Consider the following 12,924-nt stretch of genomic DNA (forward strand, 5'->3'; position numbering starts at 1 on the left):
GAGCACAAGGTCGGCAGCCTCGCGCTTGAATTCAGGAGTAAAGGAGCGGCGTTGTTTGGTCATCTGACACCTCGATCTGGCGAGCATTCTCGCCTAAATGGGTGTCCGGTTTCATTAGACCACTACACTTCATCATCGAAAAGCTCGGCGATTGGTGTCCGGGGATTTTGCCAAATCAGGAAGTCTTTTTCAGGATTTCCCTAGGTCCTCGAATAACGATGATATTTCCTACTGTAAAATTGGAAGTGTCTGACACTCCTGTTCGCCTCAGAAACATGCATCATGAACTGTGGCTCTCGCGCGCATGACATGCAGCCTCAAACAACGCCTATTTCTGTTCAACGATTGCTAGGCACCCTGCGTCAACAATTTCCCTCTAATTGTGGGACTGATGTTGTAGAGGGTTCAACAGCCCAACATCTGGTGCTGAAGGAGCCATATAGCATGACAAACAAGGTTGAATCTCCGTTCCATCGTCATCGCGCTGGGTGGCAGGCTGTTTGGATATTGATATTGGGGGAGGCATAATTGCAAAGTTTGCCAGAAATTGTTTGCCGGCGCGCTCAAGAGCAGCCTGACGAAATAGCCTATCGTTTTTTTCAGGGCGCCAGTTTCGTCCCGGTCGAATTGACGTTTCGCTCCCTGCATGAGAAGGCGAGCAGCATCGCTGCCAGACTGCAGCAACTGGGTTTATATGGTGAGCGTGTATTGCTGACGTGCAAGTCGCAGAATCTGTTCATCATTGGCTTCCTCGGCTGCTTGCTGGCCGGCTGCATCGCCGTTCCAACGCCCCTCCCGCGCCGCAAGGCGCTCATATCGCGACTGGATCTGCTGGCCAAGAACGCAGCAGTTCGCAGCGTAATTTCCGACATTAACATTAATCAGATAGGACTTGATAACGTGTTGTCCTTCATTGACATGCGTGCTTGGGAAGCGGCTGAGGGCCATGCAGAAGCACGCTCGATCATGCCTACCATCTGCGAGGACACCGTTGCATTTCTGCAGTATACATCCGGATCGACGTCCGATCCGAAAGGGGTTGTGGTAACGCACGGCAACCTAATGCACAACTGCGCCGCGATTAAGGAGGGAATGGGGTTAACGCCTGCCTCATCGATCCTTACAGCCCTGCCACTGTTTCATGATATGGGGTTGGTAGGCGGGGTGCTTGAGCCAATGTTTGTCGGTTGTATCAGCAGTTTTATGTCGCCGGTAGAGTTCGTGCAGTTTCCGGAGCGCTGGCTCCGCATCATTTCCCACTTCAATGTCACGATCAGTGGCGGCCCCAATTTCATGTATGAGTTAGCGGCTCGCAACGTGAGTGCCGATCAGCTCGCCGATTGCGACTTTTCGGCCTGGCAGGTTGCGTTCTGCGGTGCTGAGCCAATCCGCGCGGGGACTATCGAGCGTTTTACCCGTCATATGGCGGCCTTTGGTTTTAAGCCTGAAGCTTTCTATCCTTGCTATGGCATGGCCGAATCGACGTTGTTCATCACGGGCAAGCATATTGATGAGTTACCAGAAGTCTGTACCCATCATGGTAGTGCCGTTGTCAGTTGCGGTGCCCCGCGGCTCGACACACGGATCAAGATTGTCGACCCGGCCACATTCATGGCGTTGCCCGAATTGGACATAGGTGAGATTTGGGTCGAAGGCGGGAGTGTGGCCGCTGGATATTGGCACCGCCCCGAACTAACGTCGCAAGTGTTCGGCGCCTGCATCGAGGGTAGTAGCGACCAGCTATACCTGCGTACAGGCGACTTGGGATACATGAAGAACGGGGAGTTATTCGTGACCGGGCGGCTCAAGGACCTGATCATTGTGTATGGCAAAAAATATGCGCCACACGACATCGAAGGAGTAGCAGAGGCAAGCCACGAGGCATTACGTGAGGCGGGAGGTGCAGCCTTCGCATTGAACGAAGAGAGTGGTGACAGGCTGCTGCTGGTCTTCGAACTCAAGCGCGAATGGTTGCGGCGCGAAGCGGAGTGGCCGCAAGTCACGAGTGCCATTCGCCAAGCAGTAAGCGCCGTCAACGGCGTCGCCGTTGATGGGGTGGTGCTGATCAAACCGGGTAGCTTACCACGCACGTCGAGTGGAAAAGTGCGACGGCACCAATGCCACCTCGACTACCTGTCGGGCACGCTCGAACGGGTTTTTTAGTAGGGTTTCATCATTTATCAGGCATCTAGGCCATGCGGTAACCTAACTTCTAAGTCAAATAAATACTGGGAGTGTTATGACTGACCTCAAACATCATTTAAGGGATGAACTTGCTGCTCTGCTGGATATGGATCCAGCGCTAGTGTCCACCACGGCATACTTCGATGAGCTAGGTGTTGACTCTTTGATTGCTTTACGTTTTGCGCGCAAGGTACATGACCTAACCAATATAGAGATCGACGTTGAATGTGTGCTTGAGAATCCGACGCTGGCCCAGTTAGCGGTCTTCGTGGACACGCAACTCAACGATGTTGCTTCCCGCACGGCTTTATTAGAGCGCGTACGGTGACGCACTCTGTCCCGGCAGAATCCTGGTTTTCTCTTTCGTTCGCGCAGCGCAGCCGCTGGTTTATGTACCGCATGGACCCTGCTATGCAGGGGTGCCACAACAACGGTTTTGCCGCCCGAGTCCTGGGTAGGCTTGAGTTCGATGCGTTGTCTGACGCAATAACGCAGCTGGTTGCTCGCCACCCTATGCTGAGGACCTGTTATAGGGAGCGAGATGGCGAGCCTGAGCAATGCGTGCGGGCTGCGGCACCGGTGAGTGTGACCGAGCATGTCGTTGGATCAGAGGATATCGCGCTACTTGCGCATCGGGTCGCCTCTGATTTCGTGAAACCGTTTGATTTGGCGCGTCCCGCGTTGATCCGTGCCGCGCTGTATCGGATCAATGCCGCCGAAGCGGTCTTGGCACTAACCTTCGATCACATCGCGGGCGATGGCTGGTCCTATTGGCAGCTGATTGATGAGTTGGGCGTGCTTCTGCAAGGGGCATTGCCCGTGGCAGCCAAAAACGCACCGCACAAGACCTACCGGGACTTTGTTGAATGGGAGCGAAGCTGGTTGGAGAGCGAGAAAGGGGAGGCGCAATGGGGTTACTGGCAGAAGCAATTGGAGGGCACGCTGCCGGTGTTACAGCTTCACACCGACCATCCGCGCTCAAGTCACGTAGCACAATGCCAACTCAGGCATAGTATTGAGCTGTCCGCCTCACTAACTCAGAAACTGCGCACGCTGTCAGCGGCACAGTCAAGCACTCTATTTTCCACCTTGTTGGCGGCCTATGCAATGTTGCTGCACCGCCATTCCGGACAGGACGACATCATTATCGGTGTGCCAATGCCGGGTCGAACGGATGCGGTGTGGGACAAGATCGTAGGTGACTTTGTCAATCCGGTCGCTTTGCGTATCCAATTCGAGAAGGGAGCTACCGTGTCTCAGGTGCTCCAGTTTGTGCGGCGTACAGCGATGCGCGGCTTGGCACACCAGGATTACCCTTTTTCTCGGCTCGTCGAACGGCTGCAGCCGGATCGTGCCTCGCGCGACCATCCGCTGTACCAGACGACATTTACTTTCCAGAAGGCGCGCCACGGGCGTGCCACGGCCCGTCTGATGACTGTGTGCAACAGCGTCGCCAAGGTCTCATGGGGTGGGTTCGAGCTGGAGGGGTTCTCGGCCCAGCAGTCGGGTATGGGAGCCTATGTGTCGCTGGCCTTGGAAACACTTGAACTGGAGGCCGGCATACGCTGCGACTTCAAATACGCTCCCGAACTTTACGACGCGGCCTCAATGGCGCGAATGGCAGGACATTTCAGGCGCCTGCTGCACTTGATCGTGGCTGATCCAGACAAGCGCCTTGGAGCACTAGACATACTGGGTGCTTCGGAGCGCCACCAGTTGCTGGTCGAGTGGAACAACACTGCGGCCGAGTGCCCCCGTAGTACCATTCAGCAGATGTTCGAGGCACAAGCCGCTCGTACACCTGATACCTTGGCCTTGTTGTATGGAGACTTGCAACTCACCTATGCGGATCTTAATAGACACGCCAACCAGTTGGCGCACTACCTGAGAGGCCAAGGGGTAGGGCCGGACGTCTTGGTGGGTATCTGTGCGACCCGGAGTTTAGAGATGATGGTCGGGCTTATAGGCATTCTGAAGGCCGGCGGAGCCTACATGCCGTTGGATCCGAGTTATCCGCCGGATCGCCTAGCTTTCATGATCAATGATGCCAAGCCGATGGTATTGCTAACGCAGCAGCATCTAAAACCGATCCTCGGAGTATATGCCAACAAGATCAAGACGCTCTGTCTGGATACACAATCGACTGAACTGGCGAGCTTCAGCGGCACCAATCCCAAGCACACCGTGGATCCGGCCAACCTGGCCTATGTGATCTATACGTCGGGCTCCACGGGCCGGCCAAAAGGGACATGCATAACGCATCAGGCGGCGATCAATCTGCTGATCGCCCTGGTGAACCGGGTCTATAAGAACATTGGTAATGGGAAGGGGCTGCGGGTTGGCGTGAATGCCTCGATCTCGTTCGACGCGTCGGTTCAGCAATGGTTGTTATTGTTGAAGGGTGCCACCTTGTACCTGATACCGGAGCAGATCCGCCACGACCCACAATTACTGGCGTCGATGATCGGCCCTTGGCAGCTTGATGTCCTCGACTGCACGCCCGCACAGCTTCCACTACTGTTACCAACAGGCGACTCCGTTCGGCTGGCCAGGAATTTCCTGATCGGAGGCGAAGCGATTGATCCTCAGATGTGGAAGACGCTGAAGGATCTAAACGGGCAGCAGTTTTACAACGTATATGGGCCGACCGAGGCAACTGTAGATACCTTGATTTGCGATATCCAGGCAGCGGGCGACGTCCCGGTGCTGGGACAGCCGATCGACAATACACAATTATACCTGCTGGATTCCGATCTGAACCCTGTTCCTATCGGGGTCGTCGGCGAATTACACATCGGTGGCGAAGGGCTAGCCCGTGGTTATCTTAACCGGCCAGAACTCACTGCAGAAAAGTTCATCCCCAACCCCTTCAGCAACACTCCCGGCGCACGGATGTTTAAATCGGGCGACCTGGCCCGCTACCTGCCGGACGGGAGCATCGAGTACCTGGGACGTATCGATCATCAGGTCAAGATCCGCGGGTTTCGCATCGAGCTGGATGAGATCGAGACCGCGCTTGCAACCTTGCCTGGCATACGTCAGGCCGTAGTAGTGGCCAAGGAAGATCGTCCTGGTGACAAGCAACTGGTGGGCTATCTGGTGGGCCGTACCGGCGAAGTCATGCCGGATCGCGCCGAGGTGCGTGGCCTGTTACTGCAGTTCCTGCCCGATTTCATGGTACCAAAGCACTTCGTGGGTTTACCAAGCTTGCCATTGACACCCAATGGCAAGCTTGACCGGAAAGCCTTGCCCGGGCCCGATTTGCTACAGAGGGGGACCGAATACCTTGCCCCTGGAACGGTCACAGAAACAACCTTGGCGGGTATTTGGAGCGATGTCCTCAAGCTCGATTGTATTGGCAGTCAGGATGACTTCTTCGAGTTGGGGGGGCATTCTCTGTTGACCACACAAGTGGCGGCACGTATGCGCGAAGTGTTCGGCGTGGAGTTACCTTTGCGCACGCTCTTCGAACACCCAAAGTTGAGCGCACTGGCTGCAGTACTGGATGCCGCACAGCAAGGCAATCTCCGTTCCCAAGTGCCGGAACTGATTGTCCAGCCGCGTCCGCCGCGTCTGCCACTGTCGTATGCGCAAGAACGACTGTGGTTGCTTGAACACATCGAGTCGATGGGCTCGGCCTACAATATTTCGGGGGCGCTACGCTTCACCGGCCTGTTCGACGATCAGGCATTCGAACGGAGTGTCGCTGAGATCGTTCGTCGGCACGAACCCCTGCGTACTCGAATCGAGGCTGACGACGAGACAATCGAGCAGATAATCGAGTTGCCTGGGCGGTTTGCGCTACAACGACTGGACTTGTCCAACCTGCCGGTCGCCACCCGTTCAGACGAGGCTACTCGTGTAATGAATGAAGTGGCCGAGAAGAGCTTCGATCTGGCGGCTGGTTCACTGTTCCGCGTCACGGTATTGCGTTTGGCGCCTGACGAACATGTTGTCGTCGTTGTCATGCACCACATAGTCTCGGATGGCTGGTCACTTGGAGTCCTGATTCGTGAGCTTGGCGCTCTGTATACGGCCTATACCCAAGGGAAAAGCTCGCCGTTACCGGAGTTGTCGGTGCAATACGCAGACTATGCGCTGTGGCAGCGCACTTGGCTGCAAGGCGAGACCCTTGAACACCAAGTCAAGTATTGGAAAACCAAACTGAGCGGCATGCCGGCTGATTTGACACTGCCGCTGGATCGGCCCCGCCCGTCCGTGCAGAGTTTCCGTGGCGCGAAGCTGTGCTTCGTTTTGCCTAAGGCACTTACTCAACAATTGGTGTCACTGGCGCGTGCGGAGAATGCAACGCTGTTCATGCTACTGCTGGCTGGCTTCCAGTATATTTTGTCGCGTTGGAGCGACCAAGAAGACATCGTGCTTGGCACTCCAGTGGCAGGCCGCACGAATCGCCACACCGAGGGGTTGATCGGACTTTTCGTTAATATCCTGGTACTGCGTACCGACGTGTCCGGAACGCAAAGCTTGCGGCAGTTGTTGGCGCGTACAAAGGAAACTTCGCTCCAGGCGTACAGCCACCAAGACCTGCCGTTCGAAAGATTGGTCGAAGAGATCAATCCGGCACGTGATCTGTCGCGTCCACCGATTTTTCAGGTGATGATCAATTCAATCACTGCGGACGCCCGGCCGGAAACACTACAGCTTCCGGGGCTAGTGATCGAGTCTCTCTCGGCTGGCGAAGTGAGCGCCCGCTTCGAGATGATGTTGCGCATTCGCGAGGACGGTGACAGCGTCACTTGTTTCCTTGAGTACGCGACGGACCTGTTCGACGCTGCCACCATGGAACGGTTTGCAATGCATTATTGCTCGTTGCTGGAGCAAGCCGTATCGGCGCCAGATCAGCCTTTGTGTGAATTCTCGCTGCTGAGCGACGCAGAGCGGCGTCTGATTCTGGAGCAGTGGAACAAGGTTACCGCCGCACCCGAACTGCTGTCCGTTCCTCAGATGGTCCGTGCGCAAGCTCTACGGGCGCCGACGGCCACGGCCCTTGAATTTGAGGATGGTAGCGTGAGTTACGAAGCGTTGGAGGTGGGGTCGAACCGTCTGGCACGCCATCTACTGGCAAAGGGTGTAGTAGCCGGCTCGCCAGTGGGCTTGATCATGCAGCCAGCGCCGGTAACGCCCGTAGCGCTACTGGGTATCCTGAAAGCCGGCGCGATTTGTCTGCCCCTCGACCCGGGCTATTCCGACGAGTACCTACGGGAACTGTTAGTCGAAGGCGGCGCAACATTGGCACTGGGTACGGATGGGCGCGCAACGGCACTGGTGAGCGCTAACTGCCCTGCCATCGAACTGGTTGAACAAACGGAAGCTATTGCCGCCCTCTCTGGTGATCACTTCAACGCACAGATAGGCTTGGACGATGCTTCCTGTTTGTTCACTATGTGGGATGCTCGCGGCCATCGCACTCAGATAGCGATGACGCACCGTGGCGTATCGCAGCAACTGACAGCAATGGCCGAATGCACAAAGGATGAATTGCAGCATCGTGCCTTAGGCTTCTCGCCACGGGTATGTGATGTGCTGTTGCCGCTAGTGGTCGGTGCGCGCCTGCAATTGGCTGTCGCAGCCGGCCAGCAGCAGGGCACGGACGTCATGTTCTACGGAGTGACCAGGCAGGCCACTCCACATCTGTCGGCAGGGGGCGCGTCTCTGCTGGGGCGCGCGCTACCGGGGGTGCACGCCTACGTTTTGGATCAGCGGTTGGCGCTGGTACCGCCGTATGTGATTGGCGAGCTGTACGTCGACGCGTCCTCGTGGGCCCATGACTATGCTTGGCACGCCGATCTTACTGCGCAAGACTTTGTTCCGTCGCCTTTTACAGCCGGGGCGCGGCTGTATCGAACAGGAGTACGTGCGCGCTGGCGATCGGATGGTTATCTAGAGTTTGTCGGACGGGCGCAACATGCTTGGATCAATGGGCACTATGTCAATTTAGGGGAAGTTGAGGCTGCGCTGAACGCGCACTCGATGGTAAAGGAAGCGGTGGTAATGCCGCGTGAAGATGCAGCCGGTCAGGTCCAGCTCGTGGGATACGTGTCGTTGCATGCAAAGGTTTCGGCCGCTACGAGTGATGTTGATTGGCGTGACTCGCTGATTGAAATGCTCCCGCCACACTTGATTCCGGCCACGGTGATGGTGCTGGAGCAATTGCCTCGGATTCAAACAGGAAGCATCGACTGGAGTGCCCTGCCATCGCCTGCTAGCCCGTTCAACACCTATGTGGCACCGCAGACGGCACTGGAACAGGAGATGGCAGCGGTGTGGGCTGAGGTCCTGGGTGTTGAGAAAGTCGGGATGGAGGATAACTTCTTCGATCTGGGGGGGCACTCGCTACTTGCAACGATTATGTTGTCTCGTATGCATCAGGCATTTGGTATCGAACTGCCGTTACGTACATTGTTCGAGGCAGGGAGCTTGCGGACATTCGCCGCTTTCGTGACACAAGCGCAATGCCCCCTTGCTGAGGGGAGGGAAGATAGCTTCGACTATGAAGTAGGGACTCTATGACATCAGGCATGCGCTTGGTTGCTGTACCTGTACCGTTATTTTGGAGACAACATTGAATGGACACATCTCAATCGGCGGTTCCCTTAATATTACTTCATGCTACTTCTCGGAAACATCTCAATAGAGGTCTGAGCGAACGACTAATCAAACGCACCACCTTGCCCCAAGTCCTGATTAGCCTGCAGTCGATTGCCCAGGCAACGCCAGCGCTAACTTGGTACGAAGGAGATATGCTCGCCCATCATTACTCCTACGATGATCTGTTGAGGCAGGTGCGTTCGCTGGCACATTGGTTTGTTCGCGAGCATGGTGTGACACATGGTGAGCGCGTGGTCGTACTCTCCAGCAATTCTCCCGAGGCTTACGTCGCCCACTTAGCCTTAATGTCGATCGGTGCCGTAACGGTTCCCGTCAGCAATACGGAATCGCTGCGCGTGCTGCAGATTATCATCGACAAAGTACACCCGTGCTTGTTGGTGACGGGGCGTGATACAGCTCCCGAACTCGCGGGAGCTGATAGGGTAACAGTACGTCCATTGCCGCTGCTGCCTGTGATAGCGAATGTAGAAGAGACGCAAATCGCTTGGCCGGCGGTTGATGTGCTGGCTGACGATCCAGCGGTGATCTTGTTCACCTCTGGCACCACCTCCGTACCGAAGGGAGTGTGCCTAAGTCATTACAATCTTCTGGTAAACGCAGAGGGTCTATCGAGAACACACAATCTTTCCGAACATCGCGCGCACATGTGCATCCTGCCGCTCTTTCATGCAAATGCGTTTGGATTTTCGATGGTTACTTCCATCTACGCGGGCAATCATGTCGTGTTGTGTGCGGGTCTGCCAGGTGCTGCGATCTGGTCTGTGCTTCGTGAGCAACACGTGAATATTGTCTCGCTGGTACCCGAGATTATTCGCGTGCTCGCAACCATTCCAGTTCCTAAGTCGACGTTGCCGGACCTGAACTATGTGGTGTCGGCAGCAGCACCTTTACCCAAGTTAGTAGCGCACGAGTTCACGGTGAATACGGGGATCAACATCCACCAAGGGTATGGTTTGAGCGAGTGTGTAAATTTCGCAGCAGCTGTGCCATGGAATATATCGGATGCCGATCTCCAGCGCGCGCTTACGGGGTGGGCGGTGCCAAGTATTGGACCGTCGGTTTTTGGTTGCGAGATTGGCATCCTGCGCTCGGACGGTACGCCGGCCTCTGAAGAAGAGGAAGGAGAGATTGTGATCTCTGGCCATACCGTGATGCTTGCTTACTGGGACGAGGTGGCCGCGACGCAAGCAGCTTTGGGCGAGGGATATCTCCGAACAGGAGATCTGGGATTTTTCGCCATGATTGAGGGCAATCGGTATTTCTTCGTTACCGGTCGCAAGAAAGAAATCATCATCCGATATGGAGAGAATCTTTCTCCACTCGCGATTGAGGCGCAACTGGATTCGCTGCGTTCCCTTGGGAGGTTCGCAGTGACGGGTTTTACCAACGAAATGGCGGGGGAGGAAATCGGCTTATATGTGCATATGCAACACACGCAAGATAATGAAAGGAAAGTCATGGAGAGGGTTAGGGGATGCTCCACCCGCTATAGGCCACGAGTCATCGTGTTCGGAAATGAGCCGATACCAGCAACCCCGACAGGCAAAGTGAAGCGAAGCCTGTTAGCTCAGCGATTTCATATCTACGCGAAACGCATATGTGGCAATGACCCAGTCGTGGGCGTCCTTGTATAAACGTAAGACATACATTTATTACATAAAAGGAAAGTAATGATGAGCAATACCGAAAGCTTTATCTCTTATCAGCTGTCACACGGTCTGCTGGCTAACATGAAAGACGATGCCTTTCCTACTCAGTTATGGGGATGCTCATACGATCGCCTAGATTTACCTGACAAGGGTACGCATTTTGGTTATGTCTACGAAGGTACGTTGACGATCGAGCATGCCGCTGGGAAATTCAATATCAATGAGGGAATGTATTTCTCTGCACCGGGAAGTACTGTCCTGTCCGGCGACGGTTCTGGCATTGCGATTACACGCCTCGATTATAACGGTTTTTTCAACCTTGGCGGCCCGGTCGAAGCCCAAGGCCGTTTGAAGTACATTGACGGTTGCACGGACTCCCTTTTGATTCCACCTGTCATGATGGGCGACGGTTGCTTAAATCTGCTTTACTTTCCGATGAGTATAAACCAGACCCTGCATACGCATCCATCGATGCGAGTCGGTATGGTAATCCGTGGGAAGGGTGAGTGCATCACGCCCGATTGCGTCATTACACTGGAGCCAGGGTGTGTTTTCGTAATTCCAGCAGAAGGCCATCATGGTTTTCGCACTACGGACAATGAAATGTCGGTCGTTGCCTATCATCCCGACAGCGACTTTGGCCCTACCCATGAATTCCATCCAATGATTAATCGAACCATTGTCGGCGGTATCTCGGCTAACGCTATTGTTGAAATCCGCACTAAGTAAACCTGACTCGTTATTTAGATTTACCTGGCTAGTGGATCACTTAATTGGCGCAGTCATTAATCGTAAATGAGACTAGAGGAACTGAATTATGAAGATTAATCCGTTGCGTAACGACTATGGTGTAGTTATTGAGCCGAGCTCGGATTCAGACCGGATATCTGATATCGATACCGAACAAATCAAGGACGAGCTTAAAAGAAGTGGGGTAGTATTATTTCGCGGCTTCGATATCAAAATTGAAGATTTCGAGAAATTCACTCTCGTATTTGCAGATAAAATGGTACCGAACCGGGAGACCTATGTTACCTCGCAAAACTCGAACTACAGAGATAGGGATGATGTCAGTGGCGATAGCCTGACAGCAACGGTAAATCTACACAGTGGTCCTATTGGTTGGCACAGTGAAGACTGCCATTTACCCACTAGCCCTCATATCCTGTTTCTTTATTGCGAGCACCCCCCTCTGCGTGGAGGGGCGACACTGTTGACAGATGGTATTGAGCTATTTTCACAATGCGAAGATAAAATTCGTGATTTTTTAACCACTCATAATCATTTTCACACATGGACGCTACCGGTAGGGCTAGTGGCAAAACTTCTTGGAGTCGTTCCGGAAAATATAGAAGAGGCTGCTCTCGGTTTATCAGAAAGGCTAGTTGATGGACAAAAGCTAGAGGTTGATATCCAGCACGAAACGATAATTGTGAAGTTTACTGAGCCATTGGCGCGCATACCTCGATGGTCGACGAAAAAGGCTTTTTGTAACCGTATTCTCCTATATAGAGTTCTGCTTGAAACACGACTTCGCGAAGGCGCCGCGTTCAGCGTTGTTGAACCTGTCCCAAGTGATGAATTTAACGAAATGCTTCGTGTAGCTGACAGCTTGGCTTATCTCAGCGCATATCATCTACATTGGCAGCTTTACGATTTGGTAATGTTTGATAATACTCGAATAATGCATGCGCGCGCGCCAATTCTGGATGATAAGCGCAGAATTCTGACTCGCAGTTGCATTGCAAACTTTTAACCGCTGCAATATATGAGAGGTTTGAGATTTGGCGTTCTCGTTCTATAAATTAGCTCGCTGAACAATAAAAATCAAAGTCTGAGGCTCGCAAGCGGAAGGAGCGGCCGTGTACTTAAAGTCCTCCTGCAGAGTACTAGGCATGTCGTGTAGCAGATTCGTGAGGCACTGAGAACTATGATAGTCCGTGAAACAAATGTACAGGACTGGGTTAGCTTGAAAACCGTCCGACTCCAAGCGCTTCTTGATGCGCCGAAGGCATTCGGTGTCAGTTACAAGACCGCTATTACTTACACCGATGAGCGATGGAAGGAACTCGCATCATCGGAAAGGCTGCCACATTTTTGGTTAGCTCTTGATCGGGATGAGCCGGTTGGGATGATAGGTGCTGGCGTTGATCAAACTGGTCACTTTAACTTGATCGGTATGTGGCTAAATTCGAAATATCGAGGCTCAGGCGTTGCGGAGCATTTAGTCAATGCAGTAAAAGCTCGTGCGATTGATATGGAGTACCAGCGCGTGATTCTAAACGTATCTCCGGATAATCTAAGAGCGTTCCAATTTTATAAAAAACAGGGTTTTGTATTTATTGATGAGTTTGAAGAGCTATCAAGCCATCCGCACATTAAGGTGCAGACCATGGAGTGGGTATCGATGGCCTAAGAGAGAGCTCTGCTGCATACAGACCTGCTCCATAGGATGCGGAAA

The 12,924-nt window shown here is 53.8% G+C and carries 6 protein-coding genes and 1 pseudogene; all 7 read left to right on the forward strand.

Translation table 11 applies throughout. The features are described from left to right. Positions 1–528: 528 nt before the first annotated feature. The 7 genes and pseudogenes from V6F78_RS21705 (at position 529) to V6F78_RS21735 (ending at position 12,879) form a co-directional block, all read left to right on the forward strand. Positions 529–2,163 carry a fatty acyl-AMP ligase gene (locus V6F78_RS21705; RefSeq protein ID WP_332728240.1) on the forward strand — a complete coding sequence of 545 codons (1,635 nt, stop codon included), beginning with the start codon at positions 529–531 and terminating at the stop codon, positions 2,161–2,163. 76 nt (positions 2,164–2,239) lie between these two features. Then, entirely contained in the window at positions 2,240–2,512 is a 273-nt protein-coding gene (locus V6F78_RS21710; protein ID WP_332728242.1) for an acyl carrier protein, read from the forward strand. After that, positions 2,509–8,715 carry an amino acid adenylation domain-containing protein gene (locus tag V6F78_RS21715; protein ID WP_332728244.1) on the forward strand — a complete coding sequence of 2,069 codons (6,207 nt, stop codon included), beginning with the start codon at positions 2,509–2,511 and terminating at the stop codon, positions 8,713–8,715. Before V6F78_RS21710 ends, V6F78_RS21715 begins: the two co-directional genes overlap by 4 nt. 56 nt (positions 8,716–8,771) lie before the next feature. Beyond that, positions 8,772–10,448 carry a class I adenylate-forming enzyme family protein gene (locus V6F78_RS21720; RefSeq protein WP_332728245.1) on the forward strand — a complete coding sequence of 559 codons (1,677 nt, stop codon included), beginning with the start codon at positions 8,772–8,774 and terminating at the stop codon, positions 10,446–10,448. A 450-nt stretch (positions 10,449–10,898) separates the two neighbouring features. Further along, positions 10,899–11,063, forward strand: a pseudogene (locus tag V6F78_RS22560) (cupin domain-containing protein); the annotation flags it as partial. A gap of 217 nt (positions 11,064–11,280) precedes the next feature. Beyond that, entirely contained in the window at positions 11,281–12,219 is a 939-nt protein-coding gene (locus V6F78_RS21730) for a TauD/TfdA family dioxygenase (RefSeq protein ID WP_332728248.1), read from the forward strand. Between the two features lie 213 nt (positions 12,220–12,432). Continuing rightward, positions 12,433–12,879, forward strand: coding sequence for a GNAT family N-acetyltransferase (locus V6F78_RS21735; protein ID WP_332728250.1), 447 nt, complete (start codon positions 12,433–12,435; stop codon positions 12,877–12,879). Positions 12,880–12,924 lie beyond the last annotated feature (45 nt).

It is taken from the genome of Pseudomonas sp. ESBL9, assembly GCF_036668715.1.
Taxonomy (GTDB): Bacteria; Pseudomonadota; Gammaproteobacteria; order Pseudomonadales; family Pseudomonadaceae; genus Aquipseudomonas; species Aquipseudomonas lundensis.